Origin of the sequence: Streptomyces corallincola, from assembly GCF_019104725.1 — a bacterium.
GTDB classification, from domain to species: domain Bacteria; phylum Actinomycetota; class Actinomycetes; order Streptomycetales; family Streptomycetaceae; genus Streptomyces; species Streptomyces corallincola.
The window spans coordinates 98962-117796 of sequence record NZ_JAHRXF010000010.1 but is presented as its reverse complement, the minus strand read 5'-3'; the positions used below and the strand labels follow the sequence as shown (position 1 = coordinate 117796).

The 18835-nt window shown below is 69.6% G+C and carries 15 protein-coding genes; 9 read left to right on the top strand and 6 right to left on the bottom strand.

Annotation, left to right across the window (positions count from 1 at the left end; translation table 11 throughout):
* Positions 1-2 precede the first annotated feature (2 nt).
* Genes KUM39_RS09985 through KUM39_RS09975 form a run of 3 tightly spaced genes read left to right on the top strand, consistent with a single transcriptional unit; the run spans position 3 to position 4360 of the window.
* Positions 3-1952 (top strand): FAD/NAD(P)-binding protein, encoded by a 1950-nt coding sequence (locus KUM39_RS09985; protein ID WP_217785102.1) that lies wholly within the window; start codon positions 3-5, stop codon positions 1950-1952.
* The gene (locus KUM39_RS09980) at positions 1953-2630 is read left to right on the top strand and encodes a 2OG-Fe(II) oxygenase (RefSeq protein ID WP_217785101.1); all 678 of its coding nucleotides are present in this window, start codon (positions 1953-1955) and stop codon (positions 2628-2630) included.
* A gap of 32 nt (positions 2631-2662) precedes the next feature.
* Complete coding sequence (locus KUM39_RS09975) at positions 2663-4360, top strand: ABC transporter ATP-binding protein (protein ID WP_217785100.1); 1698 nt, start codon at positions 2663-2665, stop codon at positions 4358-4360.
* A 116-nt stretch (positions 4361-4476) separates the two neighbouring features.
* Here KUM39_RS09975 and KUM39_RS09970 read toward each other — a convergent pair whose 3' ends face one another.
* Positions 4477-4683, bottom strand: coding sequence for a hypothetical protein (locus tag KUM39_RS09970; protein ID WP_217785099.1), 207 nt, complete (start codon positions 4681-4683; stop codon positions 4477-4479).
* A 302-nt stretch (positions 4684-4985) separates the two neighbouring features.
* Here KUM39_RS09970 and lanKC point away from each other — a divergent pair, with 302 nt between their 5' ends.
* Positions 4986-7451: a class III lanthionine synthetase LanKC gene (gene lanKC / locus KUM39_RS09965; RefSeq protein ID WP_217785098.1), complete on the top strand. Its 2466-nt coding sequence runs from the start codon at positions 4986-4988 to the stop codon at positions 7449-7451.
* A 445-nt stretch (positions 7452-7896) separates the two neighbouring features.
* On the opposite strand, the gene KUM39_RS09960 is transcribed toward lanKC, so the two are convergent.
* Complete coding sequence (locus tag KUM39_RS09960; RefSeq protein WP_217785097.1) at positions 7897-8619, bottom strand: HD domain-containing protein; 723 nt, start codon at positions 8617-8619, stop codon at positions 7897-7899.
* Between the two features lie 162 nt (positions 8620-8781).
* On the opposite strand from KUM39_RS09960, the gene KUM39_RS09955 reads away from it, so the two are divergent.
* Complete coding sequence (locus tag KUM39_RS09955) at positions 8782-9477, top strand: copper homeostasis protein CutC (protein ID WP_217785096.1); 696 nt, start codon at positions 8782-8784, stop codon at positions 9475-9477.
* A 1056-nt stretch (positions 9478-10533) separates the two neighbouring features.
* On the opposite strand, the gene KUM39_RS09950 is transcribed toward KUM39_RS09955, so the two are convergent.
* Together KUM39_RS09950 and KUM39_RS28560 are read right to left on the bottom strand one after the other, a co-directional pair.
* On the bottom strand, positions 10534-12639 hold the full coding sequence (locus tag KUM39_RS09950; RefSeq protein ID WP_217785095.1) for a HelD family protein: 2106 nt from the start codon (positions 12637-12639) through the stop codon (positions 10534-10536).
* A 310-nt stretch (positions 12640-12949) separates the two neighbouring features.
* Entirely contained in the window at positions 12950-13075 is a 126-nt protein-coding gene (locus tag KUM39_RS28560) for a hypothetical protein (RefSeq protein WP_281425669.1), read from the bottom strand.
* 483 nt (positions 13076-13558) lie between these two features.
* On the opposite strand from KUM39_RS28560, the gene KUM39_RS09945 reads away from it, so the two are divergent.
* The gene (locus KUM39_RS09945) at positions 13559-13759 is read left to right on the top strand and encodes a hypothetical protein (RefSeq protein ID WP_217785154.1); all 201 of its coding nucleotides are present in this window, start codon (positions 13559-13561) and stop codon (positions 13757-13759) included.
* 236 nt (positions 13760-13995) lie between these two features.
* Positions 13996-14247, top strand: a complete 252-nt coding sequence (locus KUM39_RS09940) for a chaplin (protein WP_217785094.1) — start codon at positions 13996-13998, stop codon at positions 14245-14247.
* A 273-nt stretch (positions 14248-14520) separates the two neighbouring features.
* Here KUM39_RS09940 and KUM39_RS09935 read toward each other — a convergent pair whose 3' ends face one another.
* Positions 14521-15246, bottom strand: a complete 726-nt coding sequence (locus KUM39_RS09935) for an SDR family NAD(P)-dependent oxidoreductase (protein WP_217785093.1) — start codon at positions 15244-15246, stop codon at positions 14521-14523.
* Between the two features lie 360 nt (positions 15247-15606).
* Between KUM39_RS09935 and KUM39_RS09930 the strand changes: the two genes are divergently transcribed.
* Together KUM39_RS09930 and KUM39_RS09925 are read left to right on the top strand one after the other, a co-directional pair.
* Entirely contained in the window at positions 15607-15786 is a 180-nt protein-coding gene (locus tag KUM39_RS09930; RefSeq protein ID WP_217785092.1) for a hypothetical protein, read from the top strand.
* Positions 15787-16140: 354 nt separating this feature from the next.
* A complete protein-coding gene (locus KUM39_RS09925) occupies positions 16141-17199 on the top strand; it encodes a glycosyltransferase 87 family protein (protein WP_217785151.1) in 1059 nt (352 codons plus the stop codon).
* Here the strand turns inward: KUM39_RS09925 and KUM39_RS09920 are convergent.
* A complete protein-coding gene (locus KUM39_RS09920; RefSeq protein ID WP_217785150.1) occupies positions 17151-18800 on the bottom strand; it encodes a DNA repair helicase XPB in 1650 nt (549 codons plus the stop codon). The two genes, KUM39_RS09925 and KUM39_RS09920, sit on opposite strands and share 49 nt — an antisense overlap.
* Between the last annotated feature and the right edge of the window lie 35 nt (positions 18801-18835).

Genomic DNA, 18835 nt, shown 5'->3' with positions numbered 1-18835 from the left:
CGGTGGCCGAGAGCACTGAACCACCGCTCGTCATCGCCGTGATCGGAGCAGGGCTCTACGGGTTGTCTACGGTTGAACGGCTCGTCGCCAACAGCACGGTGTACGTGCCCGACCGGGACCGGCAGGTGCATATTCACCTCATCGACCCCTTCCTCGGACAGGGCAGCCGCACCTGGTCGGTCGCCCAGCCGGCCCAACTGTGGATGAACTCGCACGCGGGTCTGATGACGCTCTTCACGGACGACTTTTCAAGCTGCGCCGGCCCCGTCAGGAAGGGCCCCACGCTCCAGGAGTGGGCAGCCGCGCACGGGGAGACGCTGAGCGTGGACGAGACGCTCGACAGGCTGGTGGACGGCGTCTCTCCCTATCGGTGGGCCACCCGGTCCAGCATGGGCAAATACATGACCTGGTTCCTGGACCACGTCTGTGAGAACGCACCTGCCAACGTTCACGTCCACAGACACCGGGACGTGGCCGTGGAAGTCGTGGAGACGCCGGATTCACCCCAGGGAGGCGAAACGGTACGGCTCGCCGGGGAAACGATTCCGCTCAGGTGCCATCGCGTGGTTCTCGCGCAGGGCAGACCCGCGTCGGAACCCACCGCGAAACAGCGTGAGATGCAAGCAGCCATGTCCTCGCAGGGCGCCGGTTACGAACCGCCCGGTCCTGCCGCGCTGTCAAAGACCGCACACATCAAGCCGGGTGAAGGTGTGCTGCTCCGGGGACTCGGACTCACGTTCTTCGACTACCTGCAACTGTTCACCACGGTCCGCGGTGGGAGCTTCCGCAGGGTGATCGATGGCAGCCTCACCTATGAGCCGTCCGGCGACGAGCCCCGCATCTACGCCACTTCGCGAAGCGGCGTTCCGGCCCACCCGCTTCCCTGGTGGCCGGTGTCGGGTTCCCTGGCCAAGTGCGCAACTCCGAGGTTCACGTCACCCAGGCTGTTCGCCGACCTCGCACGCAGCCGTGACACAGCCGGCGCGCTCCAGGAGATCACCGCACGCATGAGAGCGGAGCTTCTGTATTTCTATTACGCGGAACTGCTCACCTCCGACCCCGAGCGCTACGCCGACAACTGGGACCGGTTCCGGCAGCCCTTCCTGGCCTGTGCCCCGGGTTCACCAGCCCAGGACGAAGTCATCGCATCGGTCGTACCGGACGAGGACCGGCTCGACCTCGACCACCTCGTCGATCCGCTTCGCGGTCGGAAGTTCAGCGACCTCGCGGCTTTGCAGTCGTGGATGAGACGATACGTCGCCCGTGTCACCAACCGTTCCCTGACCAGGGAACGCAGCTGCGACCTGGCACTGCGGGCAGGGCTCTCCTATCTCACCAGCGCCATCGGATCGGCCGTCCGCTCGAACAGGTCCGAAGCGGTCCCCGAGTTTTACCGAGGGGCCTGGGAGTGGGTTCGGGCCAGGGTGGCCGTGCTGACCGGAGGCGCCCCGTGGCCGAGACAGCTGGAGTTGCAGGCCCTCTCCCGTTGTGGCGTGCTGACGTTCCTGGGGCAGGAAACGTGGATGACCGATGAACCTGCGCCCGGCGCGCTGAGGTTCGCCAGCGGGACCGTTCCCGAACGGGTAAACATCACCCATGTGATAGAGGCGCGCCGACAGCAGCCGTCCGTGGTGCGCACACGCGACGACCTTCTCCGAAGTCTCCACGAGCGGGGAGAAGTGGCATGGAGGGAGACCGGCCGGTCTCCCGACGCCCCCTCCGACGCCCCGCAGACGATAGTCGTCACCCGGCACGGCAGCCTGATCTCCCGCGATCGACGCGTGAGCGGCACGCGGTACGCGGTGGGCGCCGACACCTCGTACCCGATTCAGACGCCGGGCCTGCCCCGCGCGGGAACCGACAGTGATGTCTTCCACATGACGGACCGTGTCGCACGGCACGCCCTCGAATCAATTGTCCGGAACCACACGGACGCAACACCGGAGGGATGAATGGTTCCCACGTTCAAGACCGACACCTTCGCGGTGTTCGACGACTTCCTGGGCCCCGAGGATCTCCGGGCCGCTCGACGCTACATGACGGACGAGAACTTCGTGCAACTGAGGTATGTGCGAAGGACAAACAACTCTTACCGGCTCATCGAGGGCGACCCGCTCGTCGGGCCTCCGACCTACCATGGTCATCCCCGGGTGCCCAAGGGGTTCTCGTCCTACCCCTCCGGAAAGTCCCTGGACGTGGTGGTCGAGGCACTGCTCGGAGCCGAGGAATCCCTTGCCACGTGGATCGGCCTCAGGGGGAGCGGGTGGGACTTCTTCAGCTGCACGCCCTACCTGTACCCGGCCGGGTCGGGTCTCTCCTGGCACGATGACGCCAAGGACCGAACGGCTTCCTTCGTTCTGTACGTGCACGACGAGTGGAAGTCGACGTGGGGGGCCGAGCTCCTGATCGCCACCGACGTGGGAGACCGCAAGGCGGCGGTGGAACGCCACCAGGGCATCAACACGGACCTGGGACACTACGTCGCGGCCGAACCCAACCGACTGGTGGTCATCAGGGCGGGAACCCCCCACGCCGTCAGGCCCGTCAGTCCTCGTGCCGGCGAGAACCTTCGCATGTCGGTCACGGGCTTCTTTGAACCCCTTCCCCAGAGCACCCGGGACGACCGGTGACCGGTCACGGCGCCAGTCGGCTGTGGCTGCGTGTGCTGAAGCTGATGGCCCTCGACCGCATCAGGCTCGGCGCCTCGTTTTGCGTGGTGCTGTCCGCCGTCGCCCTCAACATGCTGAGCACCGTGCTGCTGAAGCGTGTCGTCGACGTCGCACTGCCCCAGCACGACGCTCGCCTACTGGGCATCCTGTGTTCCGTCATGCTCGCAGGCGTGATCCTGGCGTCGCTCTGCACGGTTCTGATGGCGCGTCTCAACCACACCATCGGTCAGAACCTTGTGCACCGGCTGCGCAAGGACGTCTTCCATGCGACGCAACGCATGCCTCTGGAACACTTCACGAGCCACTCGGTCTCCGACGTCCAGACCCGGATCGCCAATGACGTGGACGGCATCAGCAGTGTGGTCACGTTCGCCGGTCAGGGGATGGTCGCTTCGGCGGCGTCGCTGGTGACCTCCGCCGTGATCATGTTGGTCATGAGCTGGCCCATAGCCGTGGTCTCGCTCTCGCTGGCCGCGGCCCTGAACATCCTGAACAACCGCTACGCCCAGAAGCGGCGCCGCCTCACTCACGCACAGCAGGGCAAGGCCGCCGAGATGCTTCACTTCGTCGGCGAGCACCTGTCCCTTTCGGGTGCGGTGCTCGGCAGGACGATGGGGCGCGAGCAATGGCAGTTCGACAGGTTCTCCGGTATCTCCCGGGAGGCTGCCGATACGGCGGTCCAGGAGCGTCTCGCTGGCCGAACGGCGATCGCCACGATCTCCATGACGCTTGCCGTGCTCCCCATCCTGGCGTATTGGGCCGCCGGAACCGTGCTCGACGGCATATCGCTGGGCTCGGTGATCGTCATCACCGCACTGCAGGCCCAGATCTCCATGCCCATACAGCAGCTGATGCAACTGTCGTCCGATGTGCAGAGCTCCAGGGCGCTGTTCGAGCGCATCTTCCATGTGATCGACCTCCCGGACGCCGCGCCATGTCTGAACCAGGGCGTGAGAGTGGCGAGGGAACACACGTCGGTCGCCGAAATCCGGTTGGAGGACGCCGAATACGGCTACGGAGGACGTGTCGGCAAGGCTCTGAAGTCGGTCAACCTCACTCTTCCGGCCGGGAAACGCATCTTCGTCACGGGAGAGTCCGGCTCGGGTAAGAGCACTCTAGCCCTCATGATGGCCGGCCTCATTACTCCTCAGTCCGGCCGGGTCACGGCCCGTCTGGAAGGTGGGCGCACCGCGGACGATATGAGGGCGTTGGTGACCTTGGTCCCCCAGGAGTCGACCCTCTTCAACCTGTCCATCCGGGAGAACCTCGCCTTCGGTGATCCCTCGTGCTCGCCCGGGCGGATGGTCGGGGTATTGCGCACAGTCGAACTGGACCGTCTGATCGAGCGCCTTCCGGATGGGTTGGACACGGTCGTCGGTGACCGTGGTGCCAGTGTGTCGGGTGGTGAGAGGCAGCGGTTGGCGGTGGCGCGTGCGCTGTTGGCGGATTACCCCGTCATGGTCTTCGACGAGTTTTCGAGCGGACTGGACAAGAGCACCTCGGAGGCGGTTTTCGAGAGCCTGCTGAAAAGAATCGAGGGGAAAACGCTCATTGTGGTGACCCACAGACTGCCCACCCTATACGGCGGCGATATCGTCGTGACGATGTGCGCGGGTGAAGTCACCAACGTGCACGTGCAGGGCGGCGCGAAATTGCACGGTACCCCCGATTCCGTGCGGCCGCTGGCTTGATATCGGGCCGGATGGCCGGAATTCTCATTACCTTCCTGAGGGGCACGCGAATGCCCCCGTGAAGGATATTCACGGGGGCATTCGTGGTGCTTTTATCTACCGGCCGCTGTTGCCGCTCAGACCGGGCCGGGACGCGTCGGGTCGTGGCTGCCGCAGTACGGCGAGCCTTCGCCCCCACCGCCGCAGCCTGCGGTGGGAACGGCCTGCATCCAGGTCTCAAGGTCCTGGTCATCGAAATCCACCGGAACAATCAGTTCCTGATGATCGAGCTCGACCAGCGTCTCCGCCGGTTCGGCGAGAACCGTGGAACCGAGCGATTTCATGGGTTACCTCCTTCGTTTTGACTCACTTGCGCACATGTATCGTTGAGCAGGAGTACATCGGAAGGCTCGAAGTATCGGGTCTTCCCTCTCGCTGTCGGACGATTGCTATGATGCTAATTAGAAGGGCGGCTTTTCCGCAATCCATCGAGCCGGTCCCGGGTACTCATTTAACGTCTCTTTACCAGATTCGACCCGCCTCTGTCGGGCGCTATTCGGCTCTTCCGTGCTTTCGCGTGGTGTCGCCAGTGCCGACTTCGCGCCGGATGTGTGCCCTGATCGGATGACATAGGAGTTCACTCAGGATGCTCGACTTCCGGTTCCTTGAGTTCTGTCGGCCCGGCACGTTCTTCTACGACACCACCGACGCCGGATCGACGGAGGCGGCCTTCGACGTGCCACTGCCCGACGGCTGGGTCATGGAACACAACCGCGACTGGTCCATATGCCACCCGTCGGCTCGCGCCGGCCTTCCCGAGCAGGGCTGGAAGATCCATGTGTCCGGCACCCCGGACACGGCCCACGGCCTGCTGCAGTCGGTCGTGCCCTATCTGACTGAACGACAGGTGAGTTTCAAGTTCATCCGCAGCGCCACCGTACTCAAGCGTCGCGGCTCGAAGAACAGCGATCGCACGGCCAGCGGCAAGTTCATCACGATCTATCCCCGCGACGACCTGCAGACCGAGGAACTCCTGCACGGCCTGGACGAACTGGTCGGAGGGACCCCCGGTCCGTACATCCTGACGGATCTGCGCTGGAAGCAGGGGCCGCTTTACGTGCGCTACGGCGCGTACATGTGGAAGTGGACGCGCGACCAGCGCGGCGTGATGGTCGCAGCGATCACCGCCCCCGACGGCAGCCTCGTCCCCGACGAGCGCCGTCCGGTGTTCCGGCCTCCGGCGTGGCTGGAGATACCCCCCTTCCTGGAGGAGGCCGTCGCGGCTCGCGGGCGGGGTACTCTGCGCGACTTCCCGTTCAAGATCCGCGAGGCCCTGCACTACTCCAACGGTGGCGGGGTCTACCGTGCGACCGAGATCAGCACCGGACGGGACGTGCTGCTGCGCGAAGCCCGCCCACTCGCCGGGACGGACGCCGCCGGCGCGGACGCGGTCGAACGCATGGAACGCGAACGCTGGGCACTGGAGCGGTTGCGTGGCCTGTCCTGCATCCCGGAAGTCATCGATCACCTAGTCGGCTACGAACACCGTTATCTGGCACGTCAGTTCGTCGATGGTGAGCCGTTGACCGCGCTGCTGACCAGTCGGCACCCGTACGCGACCGGCGACCATAGCCACGCCGGGCGCCGCGCCTACCGCACCTGGGCACTGGACGTTCTGCGAAAGGTCGAGCAGGGACTTGACGAGATGCACGAACGAGGCGTCGTCTTCGGCGACCTGCACCCTGCCAACGTCCTCGTCACCGACGATGATCAGGTCGTCTTCATCGATCTGGAGACCGCGGTGCCCGTCGACCACGCCGAGCCGCAGGCACTCGGAACCCTCGGGTTCAAGGCTCCCCACCACCTGGTCGGACCGGACGTCGACCGGTACGCCCTCGCCGTACTGAAACTCACCCTGTTCGTCCCCGTACCGCAAGCCGTGCCGTGGGGCGCCGGCAAGGTTCGCCAGCTGGTGAGCTGCATGATCCGTGACTTCGACGTGCCCGCCGCATTCGTCGACTCGATCCTTGACCGGCTCGACCCGGAACAGCCGGGCGCACCTGCGGGCTACGGCATCGCCTGGCCCGAGGCCGCGGAGAGCTCCGGCGTGGAGGCACGCATCGTGCGTTCGGTGCTCGGCAACGCCACGCCCGACCGCACGGACCGGCTCTACCCGGGCGACCCGCTGCAGTTCATGACCCCCGGCGGCGGGACCACCTTCGCCTACGGGGCAGCTGGAGTTCTGTGGGCTCTGTCCCGTGCCGGGCATGCCGTGCCCGACGACCACGTCCGCTGGCTGGTCGACCGTGTCAAGGGCGGGGAAGGGGGAGACGGACCCGGTTTCAACACCGGCCTGGCGGGCCTGGGTCTCACCCTCGATGAGCTGGGCGAACACGACCTGGCCACCGAGGTGCTGGAGCGGGCCCTGCTCCAAGCCGACGACCGGGGAGTGACGGACTCCTTCGCCTCCGGCCGTTCGGGCCTCGCCCTCGCGGTACTCGCCCATCACCGGGCGACCGGCGTGGCAAGGTGGCTCGACGCCGCGGTGGACCTCGCGGAGAAGGTTGGCCATGGGTCGAGAGAGGTCCGTCAGATCGGCCTGCTGCACGGCCGTACCGGGCCGGCGCTGCTCCATGTGCACCTTCACCGCGCTACCGGTGACTCGGCTTTTCTGACCCGGGCGACCGAGGAACTCACCCGTGACCTGCAGGCACTGGACACCGCTCGGAGGACCGCAGCCGGGCTGGACGGCACCGGCGGCATCGCGGCCGTCGCTCGGGCGGCTGTCCGCTTCGGCGCGGAGGAACTACGGGAGGAGCACGAGAAGGTGGCACGGTCCCTGGACTGCCTCGCCCTCGGCTTCGGCCTGTGGACGGGCCGGTCGGGCACGGTCATCGCCCGTGTCGACCACGGCCTCCCTGTCGACGCACATGTTCGCGCGCTGGGCTGGAACGCGGTCTCCGTGCAGGACGAATCCGTCGACTTCATCGGTGATCGCCGCTTCAGGTTGTCCACCGACCTTGCCACCGGCTCGGCGGCCGCGTTGCTGGCTCTGGCCAGTGCCCGTGAACGGACCGCGCTGTTCCCGTTCCTCGGCATGGATCTCGCCTAATCGTCCGGTCGGGGCCGTGGCCCGTGCCCCCGGCCGTCGGGACGGGGGCAGGGCGACTGATGGCCTCGTCGCCTGCGGGCGGACTCTGCCGTAGATCACGCACCAGCATGGCCCGTGCTCGCGGGAACACCGTCCGAGCGAGTCAGCGTGCCGCCCATAGGCGCATCGCCGACAATGCGTTAATCGATGCGCTCTTGCGACACCGGAGTGAGTTCCAGATCGAACTCCTGACGGCGTCCCTCGACGACCTCCACGGCAGGCGCCTCAGGGCCGTCCCGTAATCCCCGGCGGGCGCACGACGACAGCTACGGCACCCCGCAGCGTTGTCGGGGTCGCCCGAATACGCTCAGTGCGAGGACGACTCTCGGCTTTGCGATGCACTGCATCTGACGCCGTGCGCCGACCCACCGGAGATTACGGGACAGCTCGTAGAAGCGGCGGACGGTCACGGCGAGAGGATTTCCAGTTCCCCGGCGAGGTTCCGGCGGGCGGTCCGTTCCCAGTGCTCCGCGCCGTACGGAGTGCGGAACAGCTTTGGCAGGGTGAGGAGTTGGCGCAGTACCGCCGAACGCCCCTCGCGGAACGCGTCGTTGGGTACGAAGTGGTACTCCGCGCGGATCTCGGCGGTGTACGCGGCGTACGCGGCCGGGGGCGCGGCCAGCACCGCGAGGTCGGCGTCGCACAGCACCTGGCCGTTCCGGTCGTCGTCCGCCGGGTCGTGCGACACGGTCAGCCGGACCAGCCGCGCCACCTCCGCCGTACGCCCCGCGTCCACGCCCGCCTCCGGCAGCGCGCGTTCCGCGAGCCGCGCCGACCGCTCCTCGTTCTCCGACCGCTCCGGCAGATACACCGCGTCGTGGAACCAGGCGGCCAGCCGGACGGCGTCGGGGTCGGCGGCGTGCGCGGCGAGGGTGTCCACGTGGTCGAGGACGGCGGTGAGGTGGGTGAGGGTGTGGTACCGGCGCTGGGGCTCCTGCCAGCGGGCGAGGAGGTTGTCGGCGTAGGGGGTGGGGTCGGGGGCCGGGGCCGCCCCGGTGGCGGACGGGGTTCCGGCGTCGGCCGTGCGCCCGTTGGCGGTCGTGGGCCCGTCGTCGGCCGTGGGGCCGGTGGTGCGGGCTCCGTCCAGCGCGCGGGAGAAGCGGAGACGCAGGGAGTCGAGGTCGGCCATACGGACCATTGTTCCGCGCGCACCCCTTCCGTGTGCGCCGGGCGTACGCGCCGTGGTGTTGCCCGGAGGGCCGCCCGGTGGCCGCTCTGGGGCGTACCCTCTTGATTGGACTAGACCTATAGCCACTGGGGTGCGCCGAGGGGCGCCGACGAATGGGGTGTCATGAGCGAGCGTGCGGTCCTGGAGGTGATCGCGCTGGACGTCGAGGACGCGGTCGCCGCGCAGGCGGGCGGCGCGGACCGGCTGGAGCTGGTCACCGAGATGGCCGCCGACGGACTGACCCCCTCGGTCGCCACGGTGGCCGCGATCCGGGCCGCCGTGGACATCGACCTGCGCGTGATGCTGCGGCTGGCGGACGGGTTCGCGGCGGGCGACCTGGACCGCCTGGCGGGGATGGCGGGCGAGTTGCGCGCGGCGGGCGCGGACCAGTTCGTCCTCGGCTTCCTGGACACGTCCGGCGGGGTGGACCTGTCGGCGGTGGAGCGGCTGGTCGCGGAACTGGACGGCTGCCGCTGGACGTTCCACCGGGCCATCGACCGCGCCACCGACCGCGCCCGCCTGCGCCGCCGTCTCGCCGGACTCCCCGGCCTCGACACCTACCTCACCGCGGGCTCCGCCTCCGGCGTGGACGCCGGACTCCCCACCCTCTGCGCCGAAGCGGGCCGCCGCGGCGAACCCGGCTACGCCCAGACCGTCCTCGTCGGCGGCGGCCTCCGCCTCGACCACGTCCCCGCCCTCCGCACGGCCGGACTTCACGCCTTCCACATCGGCGGCGCGGCCCGCCCGGACGGCTGGACGGGGCCGGTCTCGGCGGAATCGGTGGCCCAATGGCGCACGACCCTGGACACGGCGGCCTGAGACACCCGCGCACGGACGACTCCCGGCGTCGGGAGTTCCTCGGTACGGCACAAGTGGTCGGCGGTGCAGCCGAGTTCGGTGCGGAGGAGTTGACGGGCCGCGCCGTGCGTCCGCCCCGCTTCTCCACCCCGACCGGCCACTCATGTCCCGAACCAACCACGCGATTCCGGAACTTGTTCGCCAAGACCCTTTCGCCGGGAAGACCTCGGCGGCATCAGAAGTGCCCGACCGTAAGCGTTGTAGTGCTCATTTGCCTGGCGCGCAATGAAACGCTCAAGCCGTGCCCCAGCGCTCCTCGGGCGTTTTCGGGGGCGGATTCAGGAAAGCTCAATTCCGTCTCAAATAGGTGATGTGATCTGCTTCACATCGACATTGGGTGATTACGGAATCGGCTTCGGTATATCCCGATTGATACCGCTGGACCTCGGTGCAGGACCACTCTGCGTAGACATCGCAGGTGAGGCGCGGATTCCGCCAGTACGGCCGATGAAGTTATTTCCCGAAGTGCCCGCATATCCCGGTAGGGTTCCATCCGTCACCGCGAGAGGGGGAACGAAATCAACTCGCGGTGATGACCGCACGGGGGTGCGGTCACGGTCCTTCGGCAGCACCAGGCGCTCTCCGGCGACCAGCGGGTGAAGTTCCTGAATGTGAGTGCCGTCCAGGGCGGCGGGGCGTCAGGGTCGAAACCGCCGGTGCTGTGGTGAGCCCAATCGGGCACCGAGAACGCCATCCAGCTCACCCATCACCGCATGAGGAGTAGCCATGTTCGGAATGCTCGACCTCTGGCCCGTCCTGTCCTTCGTCATCGTCATGCTCGCCGTCGTCGGTGCCGCGGTCTGGGTCGTGCGGCGTCGATGACGTGCCCTCGGCAGGCGAATACGGCATACCGAAGTCCAAGGGGCCTTCGGTATGCCGTATCGCCACAACTCCCCGCCGCCGGCCGGACCGGGAAGGGAACCGCGTCCACATGAAGGCCGCCGTTCGGATTGCGGAACCGGGATCGGCCGGGGGTCCGTACGGCACCGGAGAACGCGGCCCCCGCGCCCGCGTGGGCTACTCCCCGAGCTGCTCCGGGAGTTCCGCCGCGTGCGTCACGATCAGGCCCGACACCGCTCGGGTCAGGGCGACGTAGAGGCGCCGCAGGCCGGTTCGTTCGTCGGGTTCGCCGGAGACGACGGCGGCGGGTTCGTCGAGGACGACGTAGTCGTACTCCAGGCCCTTGGCGAGGGAGGCGGGGACCAGGGTGAGGCGGGTGTCGAGGGTGGTCTCCTCGCCGGGGGTGAGGTGGCCGATTCCGGCGGCGGTGAGGGCGTCGGCGAGGGCGGGGACGCGGGCGTCGGCGGCGATGAGGCCCACGGAACCCTCGCGGCCGAGCAACTCCGCGCAGGCGGCGACGACTTCGGCCGGGCCCTCACCGGTGGCGCGGACCTCGAAGAAACCGGGGTTCTCACGGACCGAGGCGACCGGGGTGAGGCCGGGCGCGATGTGCGGGAGCAGCCGGGAGGCGTAGGTGATGACGTCGGTCGGGACACGGAAACCGGCCGTCAGCTCCTCGACCACGCCCTCCGTCTTGCCGAGGTGGGCCAGCGCCTCCCGCCAACTGCGGGTGGCCCAGGGGGTGGTGCCCTGCGCGAGGTCGCCGAGGACGGTCGCGCTGCCGGTGGTGCAGCGGCGGCCGACGGCGCGGTACTGCATGGGGGAGAGGTCCTGCGCCTCGTCCAGCACGACATGCCCGAGCGAGTGGGTGCGCTGGATCAGATCGCCCGCCTCGTCGATCAACACCGCGTCCGCGGCGGACCACTTGGCGCTCTTCACACTGCGCGCGGGCTTCGCCCGGAGGATCGTCTTCTGCTCCTCCACGTCCAGCAGCCCCTCCGCGTGCTCCGCGAGGAACTCCGGGTCCGAGAGCAGCCGCAGCACCAGCTTGGCCGGGTCCACGGCGGGCCACACCGCCTTCACGGCCGCCTTGACCGCGCTGTTGCGGGCCACCGCGTCCTGCACCCGGTCGTCCGGCGCCTCCCCGGCCCGCTCCATCTGCACCAGCACCGCGTGCGCGATCCGCTGCGGCAGCGCGTCGCGGGCCGCGCCGTAGCGGATGTCCCGGTCCAGCAGCTCGCGCACGACCTCCTCCAGCTCGTACGCCGGGACGCGCCACCGGCGGGAGCCGCGGACGACCATCACCGGCTCGGTGGGCATCGTGACGTGGGAGTACAGCGCCCGGCGCAGCACCTCCGCCATCCGCGCGTCGCCCTTGAGCACGGCCGCCGGTGCCTCGTCGGTGCCGCGCACCTCGACGTGGGCGACCAGATCGTCCACGGTCGCCTGCCGCACGCTCAGCTCACCGAGGGCGGGCAGCACCTGCTCGATGTAGTGCAGGAACGACCGGTTCGGCCCGATGACCAGCGTGCCGGTGCGCGCCAGCCGCTCCCGGTGCGCGTACAGCAGATACGCCACCCGGTGCAGACCGACGGCCGTCTTGCCGGTGCCGGGACCGCCCTGCACGCAGACCGTGCCGCCCAGCCCGCTGCGGACGATCTCGTCCTGCTCGGGCTGGATGGTGGCGACGATGTCCCGCATCGGGCCGACACGCGGGCGCTCGATCTCCTGCTGGAGCAGCTTGCTGGTCGCGGCGGCCTCGGCCGGGTCGGACAGGTGCTCGTCCTCGTACGCGGTCAGCTCGCCGCCGGTGTAGCCGAAGCGGCGGCGCAGCGCGATGTCCTGCGGGTCCTTCTTCGACGCCCGGTAGAACGGCTGCGACACCGGCGCGCGCCAGTCGATCACCATCGGGTCGCCGTCCGCGTCGTGGACGTGCCGACGCCCGATGTAGAAGCGCTCGCCGTCCGCCCCCTCGGCCGCCGCCAGGCCCGGCGCGTGCAGATAGTCCAGCCGCCCGAAGAAGAGCGGGGTGTCGCTGAGGTCGGCCAGCGCCTTGATCCGGTCGTCGATCTGGCGGGCCAGCACCTCGGCGTTGACCCAGTTCGCGGTGACATCGCGGATGTTCAGCGCCTCCGCGTCCTCGCGCATCGCGCGCAGGGCCGAGCGGGAGGCGGTGAGGTGGGTGCGCTCGCGGGTGAGCGGGTCGGCCGTCGTGCCGGAGTCCGTACGGGCGTCCGTACCGGGGGTCGCACCGGTCGTCGTGTCGTGGGCGGGGGTGGACAAGGGAGTGCCTCCGGATGGCCTGCTGCGGGCTGTGTGCGGGCTGTGACGGTGCCGTCCGGTTTCCGTCCGGGCGGCGGCGCTCCGAGGGGGAGGCGGGCAAGAGGGGGGATTTTAGTGAGGTGGGAGGTTTGACGCCAATGGATATCCCCCGCGCACGCACGTACGCCCCCGGCGGCCCGCGGGTACGGGTGCCGGGGGCGTACGGGCCCGCGCGGAGGAAGTCGGCTCGGCTCCCCATACGAGGCGTACGAGGCATACGGGGCGTACGGGCCGGGCGCGGGTGGAGTCAGGGTCGGATGTCCGGGGTGTGTCAGGGTGCCGTCGTCTCGTCGCTCGGTTTGTCCTCGGGGAACAGCAGATTGCTGAACGCGTCCATTCCGAGGAGCAGCAGGAGCATGGCGACCGGCATGAACAGGGCAAAGGCTATGGCGACCATCGGGCCTCCCCGCCGAAACACCGTCGAAGCTGTGCCGGTACCGGCGGGACCGGTAAGGGCAGCGGGCCTCTCCCACTGTGCACTCGTACGGCGTACCCCGCATGTCGGCCAGGGAGCGGGAGGGGAGCGGGAGGGGAGCGCGCGGGCGGAGCGGGCGGCTGAGGCGAGTGAGGGCGCGGGCCGGTGGAGCGTGGCGTACGGGGCGGGGTGCTTCCGGAGACAGGAAGGGCATCCCCGCAGGCTGTGCCGGGAAACGGGGGATGAGGGTTTTCCTCTCGTCCGCGTCGGCTCGGCCCGCGCCTTCGGCGGCCGACCGATCCTCGGGGGCGTTCACCGTACGGTGACCACTCCCGGGCTTTTCCTTGGCCCTGTACGGTCAACGGTCGGCCGACTCCGCGCAGTGGCACGGCACCGGCCCGGCACGTCAATCAACCCTCCGGCTCACCGAGTTGGCGGCGCACACCGGAAAGAAGTCACGTCACCATGTCCTGGAACACCCCGATTTTCGACCGTCTCGTCGCCGAGCGCGGCGACGTACCCGCGCAGGTACGGGACCAAGCGGAGCGCATACACCGCGACATGGCGCAGGTGATGCACCATTCGGCGCTCACGACCCCGGCACGGCATCCGGTGCCGGAGGGACATCTGCCGCTCGGTCCGGGAGACCAGCACGGGCCGTTCTGAGGGGCGCGGTGCGGTGCGGGGCGCTGCGGGGTGGTGCGGGGCGGCGCGCGGATGGCCGGGGGGTCTCCAGCTCCACGTGCCTACGGTGCCCTCGGGTGCCGTCCGTGGTGCGTTCGGGTGAACCCCGCCGCGCCGGGCAGTCCGCGCGGCCGGTGGTGGCGTATCACCGGTGCCTGGGCACGAGTCGTGCCGGGCCGACGGCGACAGCCGTCGTACCGCGAGGAAAGGAAAAGGACATGGCGAACCTGGCAGCACGGGTGATCCGCGGTGCGGGCCTGCTGGCGGCGGCGGGCGCGATGGTGGCCGGTGGCACGACGGCCGCCCTGGCCGACAGCGGCGCCCAGGGCGGCGCGGCCAACTCCCCGGGCGTCCTCTCGGGCAACGTCGTCCAGGTCCCGGTGCACATCCCGGTCAACGTCTGCGGCAACACGGTGAACGTCATCGGCGCCCTCAACCCGCCCTTCGGCAACACCTGCGCCAACGTCTGACCCGACGGGCGAGGGGCGCGGCCGTATCCGGCCGCGTACCGCGCCGCACGCCTGAGCGCCCCGGCACGTGCACGCGTGCCGGGGCGCTCAGGCTGTCCGGTGGCGCCCGAGATCGGCGTGTCCGGCCGGTTCCGGAGTCGGGGGACGGGGTGAACGGCTGGACCGTCGGCCGGATCAGGCGGAGATCAGGCGCAGATCACGCGGGGAGCGGGCGAAGACCAGGCGGGGATCAGGTGCAGATCACGCGGGGATCAGACGGAGATCAGGCGGGGATCACGCGGAGGTCGGCTCGGGGAAGAGGTATTCGACGCGGTCGCGCCTGACGTAGAGGTCCCAGTAGGTGTCGGCGAGTGTGTCGTTGTCGAGGGTCCCGATGCCCTTGCCCGCGACGGCGGAGAGCTGCTCCGCGGTCATGGACTCGTGGGCCTCACTGCCGGTGATCAGTGCCGTGAGCGTGACCACGGCGGCGTAGACACCGGCGTCGGCGACCTCGCCGTGCAGGGAGAAGACGTAGTTGCGGATCGCGGACATGGCCGGGCCGAGGCCGCTGATGAAGGGCTGCGGGTCCGCGGCGGTGAAGCCGCCGGTGACGAAGAACGCGCCGTCGCCGCGCTCCCTCAGCTCCGGAATCACCTCGTGGGCTATCTCGACCGGCGTCAGCACGAACAGGTCCATCAGCTTGCGGAGCTGCTCGGCGTCGAGGTCGGCGGCCGGGGTGAAGGTGGTGCCGCCGGGCAGCGGCTGGTAGGAGACGACGTCGATCCGGCCGAAGCGGGCGCGGATCGCGGCGACCGCCTCGCGGCCCGCCGCGGGGTCGGACAGGTCCGCCGGGAAGGAGGCCGCCTCGATGCCCTCGGCGGCGAGTTCCGCCTCCAGCGCCCTCAGCTTCTCCGCGCGCCGTGCCACCAGCGCGACCTTGAACCCCTCACGCCCGAACCGGCGGCCCAGCGCCACGCCGAGCCCACTGCCCGCACCGAAAATCGCCACGACCTTGGACATGAGAGAGCCCTTTCAGCTGACGGGGGATCTGATTGATCCAACCGGTTGGTTGGAAACTAGCAGGAAGGAGCGAGGAGTCGCAACCACCCGGTTGGTTGTGGGCGGGCGGAGGGGGTCGAGGGCTGGACCGTATCGGGGGCTGGGGCTGGGGCTGGGTGCTGAGGTGGGGGCTGAGGGCTGAGGGCTGGAGTGGGCGCTGGGCGCTGAGGTGCGGGTTCGCGGCTGCGCGTCAGGGTCGTCACTAGGGGGTGCGGCCCTGCGGTCTCGGGGTGCGCTCCACCCTCGGGTGGAGGGGGGCCTCCGGGAAAATAGACCCGTGGGCCGATGCCCGCTTTATGTGCGAAGTACCACTATGGAGTCATGAGTGCAGCGACCATCTCACCAGCCCCCGCCCGCCCCACCGGAGCCACCGCCGTGGACGGCCCCCGCCGCCACACCCTGGGCGACGCCCTGCGCGCCGCCAAGGTGTACGTGGTGGCCGCGTTCAACGTGGTGATCCTCGGTGAGTACGGCGAGGAAGCGGGCATACGCCGCAGGTGACGGCATAGGGTCACGTCCGTGCCGAAACGGATGGTGACGCCCCCGCCCCCTGCCCGAACCGCCCGGCACCACCCGCCACCGGACTCCGTACGCGACCCCGGCCGACATCCCGGCCCGCCCCGGCCCGCGCGGTCTGCACGGCTCACCCGTGCCATCCGTACCGCCCGCGCCGTCAGCGCCGCGTCCGTCACCCGCGCCGTCCGTGCCCTCTGTGCTTCCGGTGCTTCCGGTGCCGCCCGTGCTGTGCCCGTCGTCCGGCTTCCCCGCGTCGTCCGTGCCCCCTGGGCCGGGCCGCTCCTGCTGGCGGTCTCCTTCTGCTCGTTCGCCGTGCTGTGTCTCGCGCAGCACGCCCCGATGGCCGATCTGCTGGTCTACCGGGCCGAAGGACTGGCCGCCGCCCACGCGGGGGACCTCTACGGCTTCACGGTCACCCGGTGGCGGCTCCCCGCGACCTATCCGCCGTTCGCCGCGCTCCTGTTCGTCCCGCTGGCCTGGATTCCGCTGCCCGTCCTGAAGGTGCTGTTCCTCGTCGGCAACGCGGTCCTGGCCGCCGTCCTGGTCGCCCTGTCCGCCCGGCTGGCGGGCCGTCCGCTGCCGCTCTGCGCGCTGTGCGCGGTCACGGCTCTCGCCCTCTGGCTCGAACCCGTCTTCCAGACGCTCCTGTTCGGCCAGATCAACCTGGCCGTGGCGTGCCTGGTCCTTGTGGACCTGACCCGCCCGGCCACCGCCCGCACCAAGGGCATCGCGCTCGGCATGGCCGCCGGGATCAAGCTGACCCCGGCCCTGTTCATCGTCCTGCTGTTCCTGAGAGGAGAACGACGTCGGGCGGCCACCGCCACGGCCGCCTTCACCGGCACGGTCCTGCTCGGCGCGCTCCTGCTGCCCTCGGCGAGCACCGAGTTCTGGACCCGGCGCCTCTACGAGACCGGAAGGGTGGGCAAGGCGTGGATCGTGGACAACCAGTCACTGCAGGGCCTGCTCGCCCGCGCCCTGCACACCCCGGCACCGGGCACCCTCTGGCTGCTGTGCGCGGCGGCCGTGGCGGTGGCGGGCCTGGGTCTGGCCGCCCGGGTGCCCGACGCACGGCACGCGGTGCTGCTGACCGCGTGCACCGCCCTGCTGGTCTCCCCGATCAGCTGGTCCCACCACTGGGTGTGGTGCGTGCCGCTGCTGGCGGTGCTGCTGGCCGACGGGCGGTTCCGGCTCGCCGCGCTGACGGCCGCCCTCTTCACCGCCCGCACCTTCTGGCTGGTGCCCCATGCCGGGGACCGGGATCTCCGGCTGCCGCTGTGGGAGCAGCCGCTCGCCGCGCCGTATCCGCTGCTCGCGCTGACGCTGCTGGCGTGGGCCGCCCTCGCCCGGACTCAGCCGGTGCCCTCCGCCAGGATCTCGTCGGCGTCCACGATCCGGTAGGCGTAGCCCTGCTCGGCCAGGAACCGCTGGCGGTGCGCCGCGAAGTCCTGATCGACGGTGTCACGGGCGACCACCGAGTAGAAGTGCGCCTGGTGCCCGTCCGCCTTCGGGCGCAGCACCCGGCCGAGCCGCTGCGCCTCCTCCTGCCGCGAGCCGAAGGTGCCGGACACCTGGATGGCGACCGTCGCCTCGGGCAGGTCGATGGAGAAGTTGGCGACCTTGGAGACCACCAGCACGTTCAGCTCGCCCTCGCGGAAGGCGTCGAACAGCTTCTCGCGCTGCGCGTTGGACGTCTCGCCCTTGATCACCGGCGCGTTCAGATGCTCGCCCAGCTCGTCCAGCTGGTCGATGTACTGCCCGATGACGAGGATCTGCTGCCCGGCGAACCGGCGCACGATCGCCTCCGTGACCTTCCGCTTCGTCGCGGTGGTCGCACAGAAGCGGTACTTCTCCTCCGTCTCGGCGGTGGCGTAGGCGAGCCGCTCGGAGTCGGTGAGGTTGACCCGGACCTCGACGCAGTCGGCGGGCGCGATGTAGCCCTGCGCCTCGATCTCCTTCCACGGCGCGTCGAACCGCTTCGGCCCGATCAGCGAGAACACGTCCGACTCGCGGCCGTCCTCCCGGACCAGGGTCGCGGTCAGCCCGAGCCGCCTGCGGGCCTGGAGGTCGGCGGTGAACTTGAAGACGGGCGCGGGCAGCAGGTGCACCTCGTCGTAGAGGATCAGGCCCCAGTCGCGGGAGTCGAACAGCTCCAGGTGCGGGTAGACGCCCTTCCGTCTGGTCGTCAGCACCTGGTACGTGGCGATGGTGACCGGCCGGATCTCCTTGCGCGTCCCGCTGTACTCCCCGATCTCCTCCTCGGTCAGCGAGGTCCGCTTCACCAGCTCGTGCTTCCACTGGCGGGCGGAGACGGTGTTGGTGACCAGGATCAGCGTCGTGGACTTCGCCTGGGCCATCGCCCCGGCACCCACCAGCGTCTTGCCCGCGCCGCAGGGCAGGACGACGACACCGCTGCCGCCGTGCCAGAAGTTCTCCACGGCCTGCTTCTGATACGGCCGCAGCGCCCAGCCGTCCTCGTGCAGCTCGATCGGGTGCGCCTCGCCGTCCACGTACCCGGCGAGGTCCTCGGCCGGCCAGCCCAGCTTGAGCAGCACCTGCTTGATCTGCCCGCGCTCGGAGGGGTGCACGGCCACGGTGTCCGGGTCGATGCGGTTGCCGACCAGCGGGGCGATCCGCTTGGAGCGCAGCACCTCCTCCAGCACCGGACGGTCGGTGCTGGAGAGCACCAGCCCGTGCGCCGGGTGCTTGGAGAGGGTGAGCCGCCCGTAGCGGTCCATCGTCTCCGCGATGTCCACCAGCAGCGCGTGCGGCACCGGGTAGCGGCTGTACTGCACCAGCGCGTCCACGACCTGCTCGGCGTCGTGCCCGGCGGCCCGCGCGTTCCACAGCCCCAGCGGGGTCACCCGGTAGGTGTGGATGTGCTCCGGCGCCCGCTCCAGCTCCGCGAACGGCGCGATGACCCGGCGGCAGTCGTCGGCCTGCTCGTGGTCAACCTCCAGCAGCAGGGTCTTGTCGGACTGGACGATCAGCGGGCCATTCACGCGCGGCACACCCTTTCCACAACGGCCAAACGTCC

What these genes read in the sequence shown, in the direction of transcription:
- KUM39_RS09980 (WP_217785101.1), top strand. Translation starts at nt 1,953, where the DNA reads ATGGTTCCCACGTTCAAGACCGACACCTTCGCGGTGTTCGACGACTTC.
- KUM39_RS09970 (WP_217785099.1), bottom strand. Translation starts at nt 4,683, where the DNA reads ATGAAATCGCTCGGTTCCACGGTTCTCGCCGAACCGGCGGAGACGCTG.
- lanKC (WP_217785098.1), top strand. Translation starts at nt 4,986, where the DNA reads ATGCTCGACTTCCGGTTCCTTGAGTTCTGTCGGCCCGGCACGTTCTTC.
- KUM39_RS09960 (WP_217785097.1), bottom strand. Translation starts at nt 8,619, where the DNA reads ATGGCCGACCTCGACTCCCTGCGTCTCCGCTTCTCCCGCGCGCTGGAC.
- KUM39_RS09955 (WP_217785096.1), top strand. Translation starts at nt 8,782, where the DNA reads ATGAGCGAGCGTGCGGTCCTGGAGGTGATCGCGCTGGACGTCGAGGAC.
- KUM39_RS28560 (WP_281425669.1), bottom strand. Translation starts at nt 13,075, where the DNA reads ATGGTCGCCATAGCCTTTGCCCTGTTCATGCCGGTCGCCATGCTCCTG.
- KUM39_RS09945 (WP_217785154.1), top strand. Translation starts at nt 13,559, where the DNA reads ATGTCCTGGAACACCCCGATTTTCGACCGTCTCGTCGCCGAGCGCGGC.
- KUM39_RS09940 (WP_217785094.1), top strand. Translation starts at nt 13,996, where the DNA reads ATGGCGAACCTGGCAGCACGGGTGATCCGCGGTGCGGGCCTGCTGGCG.
- KUM39_RS09935 (WP_217785093.1), bottom strand. Translation starts at nt 15,246, where the DNA reads ATGTCCAAGGTCGTGGCGATTTTCGGTGCGGGCAGTGGGCTCGGCGTG.
- KUM39_RS09930 (WP_217785092.1), top strand. Translation starts at nt 15,607, where the DNA reads ATGAGTGCAGCGACCATCTCACCAGCCCCCGCCCGCCCCACCGGAGCC.
- KUM39_RS09925 (WP_217785151.1), top strand. Translation starts at nt 16,141, where the DNA reads ATGGCCGATCTGCTGGTCTACCGGGCCGAAGGACTGGCCGCCGCCCAC.